This is a genomic window from Streptomyces kronopolitis (assembly GCF_050953795.1).
Taxonomy (GTDB): Bacteria; Actinomycetota; Actinomycetes; order Streptomycetales; family Streptomycetaceae; genus Streptomyces; species Streptomyces kronopolitis_A.
Genome location: NZ_CP191850.1, coordinates 6,880,809 through 6,897,372, shown reverse-complemented (window position 1 = coordinate 6,897,372; position 16,564 = coordinate 6,880,809). Strand labels below are relative to the sequence as shown.

Below are 16,564 nucleotides of genomic sequence, written 5' to 3'. Positions count from 1 at the left end.
CCCGTTCGTTCAGCTCAGCGGCTTGGTGAGCTGCTTGGTGCCGGTGCGGTCGGCCATCAGGCTGCAGCTGACGGACTTGATGCCCAGCTTGTACCCGCCGAGGCTGGGGTACTGGATGTAGGTGCCCCGGGTGGTCCCCGCGGGCTGCCGGGCCGCCTTGCGCTCCAGCTCGCCGCGGCACAGCGACGAGGCCTTGCCCTTGATGGCCGATTCGGTCGCCAGACCGGCGTCCAGGCGGTGGGTCGTGACGACCTCGGCGTCGTGCGGCCCGTTGCAGGAGGCCGCGTCGTTGTTACCGCCGCCGCCCGCCGGAAGGTCGTAGCAGTCGCCGACCTTCAGCAGGTAGAAGGGGAGCTTGCCGTTGGAGGGAGTCGGCATGCCGCTCGCGAAGTCGCTGTCGGTGGGCGTGCCGGCGGGGTCTGGTCCGTAGGTGGGGGTCGTGGTGGGGTCGGGTCCGTAGGTGGGCGTCGCGGACGCGTCCCCGGACGGGGTGGCGAGGCTCTGCGAAGCGGACGGCTGTGCACGGTGGGTGTCGCTGTCGCCGGTGTTCACCACGACGAGGGTGATCACGACCGCCAGGACGAGCACACCGCCGGCGATGATCGCCGCGATGACCTTGCCGTTGCCGCCGCCACCGCCGGGCGGGCCGGGGGGCTGCTGCCAGCCGCCGGGGCCCTGGGGGCCGTCCGGCCCGTAGCCGCCCGTGGGCGGGCCGAACCCGGCCGGAGGCTGGATGCCGCCCGGAGGCGAGCCGTAGCCACCGGGGCCGTAACCGCCCTGGGCGGGGCCGTAGCCGCCGGCCGGCGGGCCGAAGCCGCCGGACGGGTCAGAAGGCGGCTGGTTCGGCGGCGGCGGAGGAAAACTCATAAGGAAATGATCGCTTCTTTACCCGGCTCTGAGCGGCCCGGTGACCAACCTGGAACATTGCGCGTCTGAAATGTCCGCCTCCTGGGCACCGTTGGCGACAGAACGGCCAGCCACCCTACGGCGCGGAGGTTTCCCGTGTTCATCGACCTGCCCCTGGACGAGCTCCACGCCTACCGCCCGCCGGTGCCCGAACCGCCCGGCTTCGACGCGTTCTGGCAGCGCACCCTCGACGGGGCCCGCAGTCATGACCTGGACGCCCGCTTCACCGAGATCGATACCGGGCTCGCCCTCCTGCGCTGCCACGACACCGAGTTCGCCGGATTCGGCGGACACCGCATCCGCGGCTGGTTCCTGCGCCCGCGCGCGGCCACCGGGCCGCTGCCGTGCGTCGTGCAGTACCTCGGCTACGGCGGCGGCCGGCTGCTGCCGCACGACTGGCTGCTGTGGCCGTCGGCGGGGTACGCCACGCTGGTCATGGACACCCGCGGCCAGAGCGGACCCAACCGCCCCGGGGACACCCCCGATCCGGTCGGCTCGGGCAATCCGGGTGTGCCCGGCAAACTCACCCAAGGCCTGCTCGACCCCGACGACTACTACTACCGGCGGCTGTACACCGACGCCGTACGGGCCGTGGAGGCGGCACGCGGTCATGACGCGGTGGACCCCGACCGGATCGTGGTGGCCGGGCACAGCCAGGGCGGCGCACTCGCCCTGGCGATGACCGGACTGGTCCCCGGGCTGGCGGGGGCGCTGATCGACGTGCCGTTCCTGACGCACATCCGGCGGGCCCTGGAGGTCACGGACGCGGGCCCGTACGGCGAGCTGTCCCGCTACTTCGCCGGCGCCCGCGGCCATATCGACACCGCCCTGCACACCCTGGACCACTTCGACGGCCTGAACTTCGCCGTCCGCGCCACCTCCCCGGCCCTGTTCGGCACGGCGCTGCGCGACGCGGTGGTGCCACCGTCCACCGGCTTCGCCGCGTACCACCACTACACGGGCGAGAAGGAGTTGGAGGTGTGGCGGTTCAACGCCCATGAGAGCGGCGGCGGCGACCAGCGGGCGGCGGAGCTGGCGTTCGCCCGGCGGGTGCTCGGGTGAGGAGGTAGCGGGGCGGGCGGGGCTCCGAAAACGTGCCGTGCCGCTCCCCCCACCCCCGAACCCACCCCCCGCCCCCTCCCCCGAAGGGGGAGGAGGGGGAGGGGGCGGGGGAGAGCCCCGGGCACCGCGCCGAGCCCCTCAGACCGCCCCCTCAGACCGCCCCCATCAGATGCTCCAGCGCCAACTGATCCAGGTGCTCGAAGGCCATCCCCCGGGCCGCGGCGGCCTCGGCGTCGAAGGACTCGTACGCGGTGGGGTCGGCCAGCAGCCCGGCGAGGCCGTCGTCGGCGGTGGGGCGGCTGAGCTGGTCCAGCCGGGCGGCGTGCAGGGCGTCCTGGACGGCCGGGTCGGCGCGGAAGGCCGCCGCGCGCTCGCGCAGGAGGAGGTAGTTGCGCATACAGCCGGCCGCCGAGGTCCAGACGCCGTCGAGGTCCTCGGTGCGCGGCGGTTTGAAGTCGAAGTGCCGCGGACCGTCGTAGCCGGCCGTCTCCAGCAGGTCGACCAGCCAGAACGCGGAGCGCAGATCGCCGGCGCCGAACCGCAGGTCCTGGTCGTACTTGATGCCGCTCTGGCCGTTGAGGTCGATGTGGAAGAGCTTGTCGGCCCAGAGCGCCTGGGCGATGCCGTGCGGGAAATTCAGCCCGGCCATCTGCTCGTGGCCGACCTCGGGGTTGACGCCGTACAGCTCGGGGCGCTCCAGCCGTTCGATGAAGGCGAGGGCGTGGCCGACGGTGGGCAGCAGGATGTCGCCGCGCGGCTCGTTGGGCTTGGGCTCAAGGGCGAACCGCAGGTCGTAGCCCTGCTCGACGACGTACTGGCCGAGCAGGTCGAAGGCCTCCTTCATCCGGTCCAGCGCCGTCCGGACGTCCTTGGCGGCGCCGGACTCGGCGCCCTCCCGGCCGCCCCATGCCACGTAGGTGTGGGCGCCCAGTGCGGCGGCGAGATCGATGTTGCGGAGGGTCTTGCGCAGCGCGTAGCGGCGCACGTCGCGGTCGTTGGCGGTGAAGGCGCCGTCCTTGAAGACGGGGTGGGTGAAGAGGTTGGTGGTGGCCATCGGGACGACCAGGCCGGTGGCGTCCAAGGCCTGCCGGAAGCGGGCCACGGCCGTCTCGCGTGCGGGTTCCCCGGCGCCGGGCGGAATCAGGTCGTCGTCGTGGAAGGTGACGCCGTACGCGCCGAGGTCGGCGAGGCGGTGGACCGATTCGACGGGGTCCAGGGCGCGGCGGGTGGCGTCCCCGAAGGGGTCACGGCCCTGCCAGCCGACGGTCCACAGGCCGAAGCTGAATTTGTCCGCGGGGACGGGCCGGCGGCTCATGCCGGCGCCTCGCTCCGTGCGGCGCCGTGGGCGCGCGGCGGGCGCGCTCCGGTGGCCCTCCACCGGCTCCGGGCGGGGCGGGTCCCCACGCTGCGTTTCCTCATGCGCCACTCCCTCGGTCATTTCGTCAACGCGCTTTACAAATTCCGCCGCGGCCAAACTAATATGCGGCAGCACACCGGGGAACCCCCTGAACCGAGACCGGGTCACCGGCCGCCGAGGGAGAGTGCACGATGGGCGCACAGTCAGCGGGACCGCTCGTCGTCGGGGTGGACAGCTCGACCCAGTCCACCAAGGCGCTGGTCGTGGACGCCGACACCGGCGTGGTGCTCGCCCGGGGCCAGGCCCCGCACACGGTCAGCGGCGGCGAGGGCAAGGAGAGCGACCCCGGCCAGTGGTGGCGGGCGCTGGGCGAGGCGCTGGCGCAGTGCGGCGAGGCGGCGCGGCAGGCCTCGGCGCTGTCGGTGGGCGGTCAGCAGCACGGGCTGGTCACGCTGGACGCGGCCGGGGCGCCGGTGCGCCCCGCGCTGCTGTGGAACGACGTCCGTCCGGCGCCGCAGAGCGAGCGGCTGATCGCGGAGCTGGGCGGCGCGGGGGCCTGGGCGGAGCACGTGGGGAGCGTGCCGGGACCGGCCTTCACGGTGGCCAAGTGGGCCTGGCTGCGGGAGCACGAGCCGGCCGCGGCCGAGGCCACCGCCGCGGTGCGGCTGCCGCACGACTATCTCGTGGAGCGGCTGACCGGTGAGGCCGTCACCGATCGCGGGGAGGCCTCCGGCACCGGCTGGTGGGCGTCGCGCACCGAGTCCTACGACCAGCGGATCCTGGACCATGTCGGGCTGTCCGCCGGGGCGTTGCCGCGGGTGGCGGGGCCGGGCGAGGCGGCGGGCACGGTGCACGCCGAGGATCTGCCGCTGCCCCGCGGCGCGTGGGTGGCGGGCGGAACCGGCGACAACATGGCGGCCGCGCTCGGGCTGGGCCTGCGTCCCGGGCAGCCGGTGCTGAGCCTTGGGACGTCGGGGACGGTCTACGCCCTTTCCACCCGCCGGCCCACCGATCCGACCGGGACCGTGGCGGGGTTCGCCGATGCCCGCGGCGACTGGCTGCCGCTGGCCTGCACCCTGAACTGCACGCTCGCCGTGGACCGGGTGGCGGCGCTGCTGGGGCGCGACCGGGAGGCCGTGGAGGAGGGCGGCGAGGTGGTGATGCTGCCGTTCCTGGACGGCGAGCGGACCCCGAATCTGCCCGGTGCCTCGGGGCTGGTGCACGGGCTGCGGCACGACACCACGCCCGGCCGGCTGCTCCAGGCCGCCTATGACGGTGCGGTGTTCGCGCTGCTGCAGGCGCTGGAGCGGGTACTGGACGCGGATGCCGCGCCCGATGCCCCGCTGCTGCTGATCGGGGGCGGGGCGCGGGGGCGGGCCTGGCGCGAGACGGTGCGCCGGCTGTCGGGCCGTCCGGTGGTGGTGCCCGAGGCGCAGGAGCTGGTGGCGCTCGGCGCGGCGGCGCAGGCGGCCGGGCTGTTGCTGGGCGAGGATCCGGCGGCGGTGGCCCGTCGCTGGGGCACGGCGCGCGGCGCGGAGTTCGAGGCGCGGCCGCGGGACGGCGCGGCGTGGGACCGGCTGACCGCGACGCTCACCGACGGTGCGGCGCTGCTGCGGCGCTGACCGCTCCCCCGTCTCCGTCCGGCAGGACGCCCCCCACAGCACCCCGAGGAGACCCTGTGACCGTGTCCGGCGGCGACACCCAGCGCGGCATCCGGCGCCGCAATCTGGCCCGGGTGCTGCGGACCGTGGCCGCAGCGGGGCCGCTGTCCCGGCCGGCGGTCGCGGCGCGGATCGGGTTGACCCGGGCGGGAGTGGCGCCGCTCGTCGAGGAGCTGCTGCGGGCCGGGCTGCTGGTCGAGACGGGGCGGGCGGCGACCGGCGGGCGGGGTCGGCCGGGCGGTGAACTGGTGGTCAGTGACCGTGGCCCGGCCGGGCTCGGGGCGGAGATAGGCGTCGATCATCTGGCGGTGTGCGCGGTCGATCTGCGCGGCCGGGTGCGGGCGCGGGTGGCGGCCGGCGCGGCGAACCGGCACAGCGCTCCGGGGCCCGTGCTGCGGCGGCTGTCCGCGCTGCTGGCGGAGGTGACGGCCGGTCTCGCGGCCGAGGGGCTGCGGCCGGCGGGGCTGACGGTGGCGGTGCCCGGTCTGGTGGCGCGGGGGTCGACGACGGTGGTGCACGCCCCCCATCTCGGCTGGCGGGCGGCCGATCTGGCTCCGGGCCTCGCCGGAGCGTCGCTCCCGGGGCAGAAGGCGGCGCTCCCGCTGACCGTCGAGAACGAGGCTCACCTCGGTGCGCTGGCCGAGCTGTGGCTGGGGGCGGGCCACGGCGGGCCGGTCCCGCCGCCGGACTTCGTGCATGTCTCGGCCGAGACCGGCATCGGGGCCGCGGTCGTGGTGGACGGCCGACTACTGCGGGGGGCACGGGGGTTCGCGGGTGAGCTGGGGCATGTGCCGGTGTATCCGGACGGGCCGGTGTGCGACTGCGGGGGCCGGGGCTGTCTGGAGCAGTACGCGGGGGAACGGGCCGTACTGCGCGCGGGCGGGCTCGCGCCGGACGGGGCGGCGGACGTGCCCGCGGGGCCGGGGGCCCGGATCGGCCTGCTGGCGCGGCGGGCGGCCGACGGGGACGCGGCCACGCTGCGGGCGCTGCGGGAGGCGGGGACGGCGCTCGGGATCGCGCTGGCCGGCGCGGTGAATCTGCTCGACCCGCAGGCGGTGGTGCTCGGGGGTGCGATGGCGGAGCTGGCGCCGTGGGTTTTGCCGTCGCTGGAGCGGGAGTTGACGCGGCGGACGGCTGTCGCGGCGGCGGACGGGCCAGGCGGCGGGCCGGTGGTGGCGGTGTCCCGGCTGGGGGCGGACGGGCCGCTGCTCGGGGCGGCGCACGCGACGCTGCAGAGCGTCCTCGATGATCCCCTCGACTCCCGCACCCCGGCACACTCTCCCCGCAATTGAGCCCGCTAAACCTTTCCAGGGAACGGGAATTCCATGCCACCCCATCGGGCGATTGTGCCGATAAAATCCGCACGGCTACCTTCGGTGCGGCGGGTTGCCGCGGAACTGCCCTGAACTGGCGTTTCGGGGCCGCCTGTTGAGCACCCTCCGAAGAGACAGGTGGCAGGATGACGATTGCCGACGAATCGCTGCAGGACCACGCGGAAGAATCCCAGAATTCCAGTCTGAGTACCACCGCGGCGCGGAATCTGGCGACCACCACCAAGACCGCACCCCAGATGCAGGGCGTCACGTCCCGCTGGCTGCTGCGGCTGCTGCCCTGGGTGCAGGTCTCCGGCGGTACGTATCGCGTGAACCGCCGGCTGGCGTACACGGTCGGCGACGGGCGTATCGATTTCGACATCACCGGCAGCGAGGTGTCGATCATCCCCGAGGAGTTGCGCGAGCTGCCCGCGCTGCGGGAATTCACCGACGCCGGGGCACTGTCCGCGCTGGGCGAGCGGTTCACCCAGCAGGAATACGCACCCGGTGAGCTCATCGCCGAGGCGGGCGCGCCGGGCGACCGCCTGGTGCTGATCGCGCACGGCCGGGTGGACCGGATCGGCAGCGGCAAGTACGGCGAGGACACCGTCCTGGAGGCGCTGGCCGGCGGTGACCACCTCGGCGACGAGCCGCTGACCGACCCGGACGGGACCTGGCGCTTCAGCTATCGGGCGGTGACCCGGGTGACGGTGATGGCGCTGTCCCGCCTGGCCGCGCAGGAGGTCATGGACCGCTCCCCCGCGCTGCGCGAGCATCTGGCGACCGCCGGGCAGGACGGGGCGGCACCGCCCACCAATGCCAGTGGGGAGTCGGCGGTCTCGCTCTCCTCCGGGCACCACGGCGAACCGTCCCTCCCCGGTACGTTCGTCGACTACGACCTGGCGCCACGGGAGTACGAACTGAGCGTCGCGCAGACGGTGTTGCGCACGCACAGCCGGGTCGGCGATCTCTACAGCGACCCGATGAACCAGGTCGAGGAGCAGCTGAAGCTGACGGTCCAGGCGCTGCGGGAGCGCCAGGAACACGAGATGATCAACAACCCGGAGTTCGGGCTGCTGCACAATGTGGCGCTCCCGCAGCGCATCCACACCCGCAGCGGCCCGCCCACCCCCGACGACCTCGACGACCTGCTCGCGACGGTCTGGAAGGACCCGGGCTTCCTGCTCGCCCATCCGCAGACGATCGCCGCGATCGGCCGGGAGTGCTCCGCCCGCGGCCTGTATCCGACGGCGGTCGATTTCATGGGGCATTCGCTGCCGTCGTGGCGCGGCGTGCCGATTTTCCCGTGCAACAAGATTCCGGTGACCAAGGAGCGGACCAGCTCCATTCTGCTGATGCGCACCGGCGAGGAGAAGCAGGGCGTGGTCGGTCTGCATCAGACCGGAATTCCGGATGAATACGAGCCGAGCCTTTCGGTGCGCTATATGGGCCTCGACGACCGGGCCGTTCTCAAATATCTCGTCAGCGCCTACTACTCGGCGGCCGTTCTCGTGCCCGACGCCCTGGGCGTGCTCGACGACGTGCAGATCGGCCACTGAACGAACCGCGGAAGAAGACCGCGCGCCCGGGGAGCGGCCCCGTGTGTCCGCCCGGCGCGCGCACCGTACGCACCGCAGCGAACTGGAACAGGTGAGCTTTCTTCATGACCACATCGGTGGATCCGACGTCCGGCTCCGAGCCGTCCGCGCCCGAGCAGATTCGGTCCAGCCTGGACACCGCGGCCGCCCGCAAGCTGGCGACCACGACCAAGACCGTGCCGCAGATGCAGGGGATCTCCTCCCGCTGGCTGCTGCGGATCCTGCCCTGGACGCAGGTCTCCGGCGGCACCTACCGCGTCAACCGGCGGCTGACCCACACCCTCGGTGACGGCCGGGTGGAGTTCGTCTCGACCGGTTCCGACGTCCGGGTCATCCCGGCGGAGCTGCGCGAGCTGGCCCCGCTGCGCGGCTACACGGACGCGGCGACGCTGGAGGCACTGGCCGACCGGTTCGTCCAGCGGGAGTTCGCGCCGGGTGATGTGCTGGCCCGGCAGGGCGGCCAGGCCGACCGGGTCATCCTGATCGCGCACGGCAAGCTCGACCGCACCGGCACCGGCAAGTACGGCGACGAGACGGTGCTGGGGGTGCTGGCCGACGGTGACTCCCTCGGGGCGGCGGCGCTGCTGTCGCCGGACGCGCAGTGGGAACACTCCGTGCGCGCGGTGACCCGGGTGACCGCGCTGACCCTCTACCGCAGCGACCTCGAGGAGGTGCTGGGCCGGTCGGAGTCGCTGCGCTCCCATCTGGAGGACTTCCGCGAGGCGCTGGTGCCCGCGCAAAACAAGCACGGCGAGTCGGCCATCGAGCTGGCCGCGGGCCATGTCGGCGAGCCGGCCCTGCCGGGCACCTTCGCGGATTACGACATGACGCCGCGGGAGTACGAACTCAGCGTGGCACAGACCGTGTTGAAGGTGCATTCCCGGGTCGCCGATCTCTACAACGACCCGATGAACCAGCTGGACCAGCAGCTGCGGCTGACCATCGAGGCGCTGCGGGAGCGCCAGGAGCACGAGATGGTCAACAACCGGGACTTCGGTCTGCTGCACAACGCCGACCTCAAGCAGCGCCTGCACACCCACAGCGGTCCGCCCACCCCCGACGACCTCGACGAGCTGATCTCCCGGCGCCGCAAGACCCAGTTCCTGCTGGCCCACCCGCGCACCATCGCGGCCATCGGGCGGGAGTGGAACGCCCGGGGCATCTATCCCACGACCGCCGAGGTCGAGGGCACCGCGGTCCGTGCCTGGCGGGGCATTCCGCTGCTGCCCTGCAACAAGATCCCGATCTCCCCGGAGGGGACCAGCTCGGTGCTGGCGCTGCGGGTCGGCGAGGAGAACCAGGGCGTGGTGGGGCTGCACCAGACGGGTATCCCGGATGAGTACCGCCCCGGCCTGTCGGTCCGTTTCATGGGCATCAACGACCAGGCCGTCATCAACTACCTGGTCAGTGCCTACTACTCCGCGGCGGTGCTGGTGCCGGACGCGCTGGGCATCCTGGAGGACGTAGAGATCGGACACTGACCGCCGGGGACCCGGCGCTTCGGGTGCCGTGCCCGCCACCGCCCTGCGGGGCCGGGGTGCGGCACCCGGGTGACGTCCGATCAGGTATCTCCTGAACTCCTGACCTGCGCCGTTCTGCCTTTGGTCGAGCCATTGGCAGAACGGCCATTCCCTTGGCAGGGCGAGGTCTGTTGCGCATCATGAACGCACCGGCTGTGCGTGACATGTACGCGACCACCCCTCGGTCACCGTCAGGAGTTCACATGGAGCCCGACCCCCGTCGCCCGGCCCGCAGACGCCTGCTCACCGGTGCGGCCGCGCTCACCGCGTCCGCCGCACTCACCCCCCTCGCCACGGCCACCTCCGGCGCCGCAGCCGCCGCGCACCGGCACTCCCTGCCCGGCGGCGGCTATCCCCGCAGGCAGTGGGTCCCGGCCAGTACGTCCAACTACACCGCCGCCGACCGTCCGACGCAGTACCCCGTCGAGATGGTCGTGATCCATGTGACACAGGAGACCTACGCCCACACCCTCAAGCTCTTCGCGAACCCGGCGCACAAGGCGGCCGCGCACTACGTCCTGCGGTCCGCCGACGGCCATCTCGCCCAGTGCGTCAGCGAGCGGAACGTGGCCTGGCACGCCGGGAACTGGGACTACAACACCCGCAGCATCGGCATCGAGCACGAGGGCTGGATCGACGACCCGGCGTGGTTCACCGACGCCCTCTACGCCCGGTCCGCCCAGCTCACCGCCGCCATCTGCCACCGCTACTCGATCCCCAAGGACCGCGAGCACATCATCGGCCATGTGGAGGTCCCCGGATCCGACCACACGGACCCCGGACAGTTCTGGGACTGGACGCGCTACCTCCAGCTGGTGAACGGCCTCTCCTGGCGCGCTGATCTCTGAGCGCCCGCCGGCCGTCCAGCGACCCGGCGCGGCCACCCCGCCCGGCGACACGACGGCCGTTCCCGGGGTGTACGGATTCATGACATCTCCGGGCCATAGTGAACATCTTCGGCACCTGGGACAGTTGGCGTGACGTCAGGGGGGCTCGTGAAGCAGCGATTCGTTCGAGTGCGCGCGATGCTGACCGTGCTGGTGGCATGGGGTGCGCTGACCGGCGGCGGAATGGCGGGCGGCGCCCCGGCGACCGCCCTGGACGCCGGCCTCGGCCGCTACGCCGCCGCGTCGGTCGCGCCCGGTGTCTCCTACGACGAATTCCGGATGACGCTGCCCCGCGGCCTGGTGCACGGGCATCTGCTGACCGTCGATCTGGCCGATCCGCGGGTCGCGGTGGATCTGTTGTACCCGGGGGCGGTGGGCGCCCGGGCTCCGGTGTCCCAACTGGCCGCGGACCGCGGCGCGGTGGGCGCGGTCAACGGCGACTTCTTCAACATCAGTGAGGGCCAGCACCCCGGCGTGGAGGCCACCGGAGCCTCCGTCGGCCCGGCCGTGGCCTCGGGGCGGCAGCTCAAGGGCGCGGTGCCCGACGGCCAGCGCTTCGGGCCGGTCATGCCGCCCGGCGCCACCACCGAGGACGTCATCGGCGTCGGCTACGACCGCCGGGCCCGGCTGGACCGGCTCACCCTGCACGGTGCGGTGCTCACCCCCGAGGGGACGCTGCCGCTGCGCGGGCTGAACCAGTACGCCCTGCCGGTCGACGGGATCGGCGCCTACACGGAGCGGTGGGGTCCGGCCTCCCGGCTGCGCGCCACCTGCGGGACGGACTTCGACCGGGCGGCACCGTGCAGCGAGGACACCGCGGAGGTGACGGTCCGTCACGGACGGGTGGTGGCGCTCGACGACGAGCCGGGCGCCGGCGGGGTGGCCGAGGGCAGCGTGGTGCTGGTGGGGAGGGAAGAGGGGGCCCGGCAGCTGCGCAAGCTGCACCTCGGTGAGCGGGTGCGTGTCAGCCAACGTCTGACGGGCCGGGGGCCGGTCCCGCTGCGGTTCGCGGTGGGCGGCTTCCCCGTCGTGCGCCACGGCGTGCCGGTGGCCGGGCTCGACTCCGCGGCGGTGGCGGTGCGCACCTCCGCGGGGATGGGGGCCGGCGGCCGGGTGCTGTATCTGCTGGCGCTGGACGGCGGGCCGGGCCGGACCGGCCTGACGGTCAGTGAGCTGGCCGACCTGATGACGCAGTTGGGGGCGCGGGACGCGGTGGATCTGGACGGGGGCGGGTCCTCCACCCTGGTCACCGGCGACGCCTACGGGGAGACGGTGCGCAACCATCCGTCGGGCGGTGCGGAGCGGCCGGTCGCCAACGCGATCGGGGTCTTCTCCGGGCAGCGGCCGGGCACGCCGGCACGCGACTGAGCACCCGGTGGGCCCGGGCGGGCCGCCGCCTCACGGACGCACGCTGCTCACCACATCGGCGGCGCCGGCCAGGCCCTGGTGGATGTCGGGGGCGAGGCTGCTGTTCGCCAGGTAGAAGCCGAGCAGCGCGCACACCAGGGCGTGCGAGAACTTGAGCTTGCCGCTGCGCAGGAAGATCACGGTCAGGACCACCAGCAACAGCACGACCGAGATGGAAATTGCCACGGGACGCACCCTCCTCGACCGCCGCCCGAACGAGCGGCAATGGGTGGCTAGTTTGGCGTATTTCAGGGTATGTCCGGTTCCTGGGTGGGTGCTCCGATCGGGTGATCACTGCGGGTCACCGGAGGCGGACCGACGACCGGAGCGCACCGTCGCGCGTCCCACCCCGGGGCGGGACGCCACCCTCGCCGGCGACCGACCGTGCCCCGGCGCCCGCTTCACCCACCGCCATGCACCCCATGAGAGATATAGGGCGCCATATCACCTCAAGTGCCCTGCGGCGGTGGCGCGTTCAGGTCACCCGTCGCACCATGTCAGCCAATGTGGCGCGGATCACATCACTCCCTGCAACGAATGATGCCGCCCGTTCGTCTTAGCGGCCGACATCGCGCCCCTCACCCCTCCTCGCAGACGGAAAGACCGTATGAGCCAGACCCCCTCGCTCCGCCGTTGGCCGGCCCGGTCACTGCGCGTCCCGCTGTGCGCGCTCCCGGTGATCGCCATGGGCACGCTCAGCGCATGCGGCGGCCTCGCCTCGTCGGCTCCCGAGGGCGAGCCGGTGAAGGTCGCGCTGGGGGCGGCGAGCGGGACGAGAACCGTGCAGGCCGGCGACCGGATCACGGTGACCGCGCGGGGCGGGGTACTGACCGAGGTGACCGTCACCGACCCCGGCGGCCACAAGCTGCCCGGCGGGCTCGCGGGCGACCGGACGGTGTGGACGGCCCGGGCGAAGACCGCGCCGGGCACCAAATACTCCGTCGTCGCCCGGACCAGGAACCCGCAGGGCGACGTCGCCGCGACCAAGGAATCACTGACCACCGCGAAGCCCGACCGGCTCGACCTGCAGACGGCCGGCCCCGGCCGGCCGGACGCCGTGGCCGGCACCGACCGGCCCCTGACGGTCACCTTCGGCTTCCCGGTGATCCACCGGGACGAGGTGCAGCGCCGGCTGAACGTCCTCACCGGCCGCCCCACGAGTGGATCATGGACCTGGAGCAAGGACCACGGCGGCGCGGACCGGGCGGACTGGTCGCCCGCGCGGCACGGTCGGTCCGGCGCACCGGTCGCCCTGCGGGCGGAGCGGGACGCGGACGACTCCGGCGGCGGCGTCACCCGGGACTATGACCTGAACTTCACCATCGGCCGCAGTTGCACCGACTCGGCGGGGGACCAGGAGTGTGGCAAGGTCCAGGTGGGTGACCCCCTTGAGGTCGCCGCGTCCTCCGTACGAGGGAAAGACGACAGGACCACGAGGATCGGAGACTGGCATGCCGGCTGATCCCCACGACGGACGAACTGCGCCCTCGCGCCGAGCAGCTGACCCTTTTCAGAGCCTAATGTGACGGAATGAGCACCGTGCAGGACCAGGATCAACTTACGGGGTGGCGGCGCTTCCGGCGCCGGGTCCCCAATGGCTTCGCCATCATCTTCACCATGCTGGGGCTCTTCTGCGCCCTGACCGCGGTGATCGGGCCGTTGCGGCGCGGACTGCATCCGGTCATCTACTGGCTGGACACGCTCACCGTCCCGGTGCCGCCGAACCTCGCCTACGCGGTGCTCCTCTTCCTGCTGGCCGCGGCGCTGACCGCACGCAAACGGGTGGCGCTGTGGTGCCTGGTGGCGTACATGGTGCTGGTCACCGTGGCGGACGTGCTGTTCCTGGCGATGGGCTACTGGGAGTTCGCCTTCTCCCTGGTGCTGTGCGTCGGCGTGCTGGTGCTGCTGCTCCTGTCGCACCGTGAGTTCTACGCGATCACCCGGCGCGGCGCGTTCCTGCGGGCCATCGGTGTGCTGATCGCCGGGGCGGTCGTCGCGGTCCTGATCGGCTGGGGGCTGGTGACGCTGACGCCGGGCACCCTGGAGGCCGGTGGCGGCAACCGGCTGCTGTGGGCGGCCAACCGGGTCTGCTTCGGGCTGGTCGGCGGCCGGCTGATCGAGGGCCACCCGCCGCACTGGACCACCTTCCTGCTCGGTCTGCTCGGTGCGCTGGCGCTGCTGAACGCGGCGGCCACGCTGTTCCGTTCGCAGCGGATGGAAGCCGCGCTGCACGGCGACGAGGAGGACCGGATCCGGGCGCTGCTGGAGCGCTACGGCAGCCAGGACTCGCTCGGCTACTTCGCCTCCCGCCGCGACAAGGCCGTGGTCTTCTCCCCCAGCGGCAAGGCCGCCGTCACCTACCGCGTCGAGGCCGGGGTCTGTCTGGCCAGCGGTGACCCGGTCGGTGACCGCGAGGCCTGGACGCAGGCCATCGAGGCCTGGCTGGAGGTCGCCGGGCGCTACGGCTGGCAGCCGGCCGTCATGGGCGCCAGTGAGAGCGGCGCCAAGGCGTTCGCGCGCTGCGGCCTCGGTGCGCTCCAGCTCGGTGACGAGGCGATCCTGCACGTCAAGGACTTCGACCTGGACGGCCGGGAGATGCGGGTCACCCGCCAGGCGGTCAACCGCGTCGAGCGGACCGGCGCGACCTTCCGGCTGCGGCGGCACTCCGCGCTGACCGACGAGGAGATGCAGGAAGTCATTCACCGGGCCGACGCCTGGCGGGACACCGAGACCGAACGCGGCTTCTCCATGGCGCTGGACCGGCTGGGCGACCCGGAGGACGGGGACTGCCTGCTGGCCGAGGCGTTCGACGGCGACGGCAACATGATCGCCCTGCTGTCGTTCGTGCCGTGGGGCAAGGACGGCATCTCGCTGGACGTCATGCGCCGTGACCGTACCGCGCCCAACGGTGTCATGGAGTTCATGGTGGCCCGGCTGTGCGCACAGGCCGGGACGATGGGCGTACGCCGCGTCTCGCTGAACTTCGCGGTGTTCCGGTCGGCCTTCGAGGAGGGCGCCCGGATCGGTGCCGGGCCGGTGCTGAAGTTCTGGCGCCGGCTGTTGCTGTTCTTCTCCAAGTGGTGGCAGCTGGAGGCCCTGTACCGCTCCAACGCGAAGTACAACCCGGAGTGGTACCCGCGGTTCCTGTGCTACGCGGACGCCGGCGCGCTGGCCCGGATCGGTCTGGCCTCCGGTATCGCCGAGGGCTTCGTCGCCGTGCCGAGCCTGGGCAAGCTGTGGGGCAAGGGCCACAAGAAGCGGCTGCTGGCCCCGGCGAGCACCGCGGGCCTGCCGTCGCTGGACGAACTCGGCCTGGTCCAGACGGGTCCGGCCACCGAGGAGGAGCTGCACGAGCGGGAGCTCGCCGCGCTGCCCGAGCAGGTGCGGGTGCGCCACCGCAAGCTGGAGCGGCTGCGCGAGGCCGGCACCGACCCGTATCCGGTGGGCGTGCAGCGCACGCACACCCTCAAGGAGGTCCGCGGCGAATTCCCCGACCTCAAGGCCGGGGCGCGGACCGGCAAGTACGTCACCGTCGCGGGCCGGGTGCTGCTCACCCGCGACCACGGCGGAGTGCTCTTCGCGGTGTTGCGCGACTGGTCGGGCGATCTGCAGATCGCGCTGACCCGCGACGGCAGCGGCGCCGAGCTGCTGGACCGCTTCGGCTCGGACATCGACCTCGGTGACCATGTCGAGGTGGAGGGCGAGACCGGCGCCAGCGACCGCGGTGAGCTGACGGTGTTCGTCCGCACCTGGCGGCTGACCGCCAAGTGCCTGCGGCCGCTGCCGGACAAGCGGCGCGGGCTGTCCGACCCGGAGGCGAAGGTCCGCCAGCGTTATGTGGACCTGGTCGTCTCGACGGACGCCCGGGACAATCTGCGGGCCCGCAGCACGGCCGTGCAGGCGTTGCGCCAGGGGCTGATCGACCGGGGCTACCTGGAGGTCGAGACGCCGATGCTCCAGCAGATCCACGGTGGCGCCAACGCCCGCCCCTTCCAGACCCATATCAACGCCTACGACCTCGATCTGTATCTGCGGATCGCGCCGGAGCTGTATCTCAAGCGGCTGTGCGTGGGCGGCATGGAGAAGGTCTTCGAGATGGGGCGGACCTTCCGCAACGAGGGCATCTCCTACAAGCACAACCCCGAGTTCACGATGCTGGAGGCCTACCAGGCCTTCGCCGACTACGACGTGATGCTCGACCTGACCCGGGAACTGATCCAGGGCGCGGCCGTCGCGGCGTTCGGCAGCGCCACCGCCCGCAAGGCGGACGAGCGCGGCCGGCTGGTCGAGCACGACATCTCGGGGATCTGGCCGGTCAAGACCGTCTACGGCGCGATCTCGGAGGCGCTCGGGGAAGAGGTCGACGCGGACACGAACCCGGACGTGCTGCGCCGGCTGTGCGCGGCGTCGGCCGTGCCGGTCAAGCCGGAGAGCGGCCGGGGCGACATCGTGCTGGAGATGTACGAGCGCCTGGTCGAGGAGAAGACCACGCTCCCCACCTTCTACAAGGACTTCCCGACCGATGTGTCCCCGCTGACCCGTCAGCACCGGCGGGACCCGCGGCTCGCGGAGCGCTGGGACCTGGTCGCGTTCGGCACCGAACTGGGCACCGCCTACTCGGAGTTGACCGACCCCGTGGAGCAGCGCCGGCGGCTGACCGCGCAGTCGCTGCTGGCGGCCGGCGGTGACCCGGAGGCCATGGAGGTGGACGAGGACTTCCTCCAGGCGCTGGAGTACGCGATGCCGCCGACCGGTGGTCTGGGCATCGGCGTGGACCGGCTGGTCATGTTCCTCACCGGTCTGTCGATCCGCGAGACGCTGCCGTTCCCGCTGGTGCGGCGCCGCTGAGCGCG

General features: G+C 72.7%; 12 protein-coding genes. 9 read left to right on the top strand and 3 right to left on the bottom strand.

Features of this window, described 5'->3' with window-relative positions:
- Positions 1-9 precede the first annotated feature (9 nt).
- Complete coding sequence (locus ACQP17_RS30360; protein WP_433859142.1) at positions 10-867, bottom strand: hypothetical protein; 858 nt, start codon at positions 865-867, stop codon at positions 10-12.
- Positions 868-1,002: 135 nt separating this feature from the next.
- Here ACQP17_RS30360 and ACQP17_RS30355 point away from each other — a divergent pair, with 135 nt between their 5' ends.
- The gene (locus ACQP17_RS30355) at positions 1,003-1,968 is read left to right on the top strand and encodes an acetylxylan esterase (protein ID WP_433859141.1); all 966 of its coding nucleotides are present in this window, start codon (positions 1,003-1,005) and stop codon (positions 1,966-1,968) included.
- 151 nt (positions 1,969-2,119) lie between these two features.
- Here the strand turns inward: ACQP17_RS30355 and xylA are convergent, their stop codons facing one another.
- Positions 2,120-3,283, bottom strand: coding sequence for a xylose isomerase (xylA, locus tag ACQP17_RS30350; RefSeq protein WP_364875992.1), 1,164 nt, complete (start codon positions 3,281-3,283; stop codon positions 2,120-2,122).
- A gap of 233 nt (positions 3,284-3,516) precedes the next feature.
- On the opposite strand from xylA, the gene xylB reads away from it, so the two are divergent.
- From xylB to ACQP17_RS30320, 6 genes are all read left to right on the top strand, one after another.
- On the top strand, positions 3,517-4,947 hold the full coding sequence (gene xylB / locus ACQP17_RS30345) for a xylulokinase (RefSeq protein WP_433859140.1): 1,431 nt from the start codon (positions 3,517-3,519) through the stop codon (positions 4,945-4,947).
- Between the two features lie 56 nt (positions 4,948-5,003).
- Complete coding sequence (locus ACQP17_RS30340) at positions 5,004-6,278, top strand: ROK family protein (RefSeq protein ID WP_433859139.1); 1,275 nt, start codon at positions 5,004-5,006, stop codon at positions 6,276-6,278.
- A 167-nt stretch (positions 6,279-6,445) separates the two neighbouring features.
- Positions 6,446-7,858: a family 2B encapsulin nanocompartment shell protein gene (locus tag ACQP17_RS30335; protein WP_433859138.1), complete on the top strand. Its 1,413-nt coding sequence runs from the start codon at positions 6,446-6,448 to the stop codon at positions 7,856-7,858.
- A 104-nt stretch (positions 7,859-7,962) separates the two neighbouring features.
- On the top strand, positions 7,963-9,378 hold the full coding sequence (locus ACQP17_RS30330) for a family 2B encapsulin nanocompartment shell protein (RefSeq protein WP_433859137.1): 1,416 nt from the start codon (positions 7,963-7,965) through the stop codon (positions 9,376-9,378).
- Between the two features lie 242 nt (positions 9,379-9,620).
- The gene (locus ACQP17_RS30325; RefSeq protein WP_433859136.1) at positions 9,621-10,265 is read left to right on the top strand and encodes an N-acetylmuramoyl-L-alanine amidase; all 645 of its coding nucleotides are present in this window, start codon (positions 9,621-9,623) and stop codon (positions 10,263-10,265) included.
- A gap of 177 nt (positions 10,266-10,442) precedes the next feature.
- On the top strand, positions 10,443-11,672 hold the full coding sequence (locus ACQP17_RS30320) for a phosphodiester glycosidase family protein (RefSeq protein WP_433860046.1): 1,230 nt from the start codon (positions 10,443-10,445) through the stop codon (positions 11,670-11,672).
- 30 nt (positions 11,673-11,702) lie between these two features.
- On the opposite strand, the gene ACQP17_RS30315 is transcribed toward ACQP17_RS30320, so the two are convergent.
- Positions 11,703-11,897 carry a hypothetical protein gene (locus tag ACQP17_RS30315; RefSeq protein WP_129250376.1) on the bottom strand — a complete coding sequence of 65 codons (195 nt, stop codon included), beginning with the start codon at positions 11,895-11,897 and terminating at the stop codon, positions 11,703-11,705.
- 421 nt (positions 11,898-12,318) lie between these two features.
- On the opposite strand from ACQP17_RS30315, the gene ACQP17_RS30310 reads away from it, so the two are divergent.
- Both ACQP17_RS30310 and lysX read left to right on the top strand, forming a co-directional pair.
- Entirely contained in the window at positions 12,319-13,173 is an 855-nt protein-coding gene (locus tag ACQP17_RS30310; RefSeq protein WP_433859135.1) for an Ig-like domain-containing protein, read from the top strand.
- 68 nt (positions 13,174-13,241) lie between these two features.
- Positions 13,242-16,559, top strand: a complete 3,318-nt coding sequence (gene lysX / locus ACQP17_RS30305; RefSeq protein ID WP_433859134.1) for a bifunctional lysylphosphatidylglycerol synthetase/lysine--tRNA ligase LysX — start codon at positions 13,242-13,244, stop codon at positions 16,557-16,559.
- The last annotated feature ends 5 nt before the right edge of the window (positions 16,560-16,564 follow it).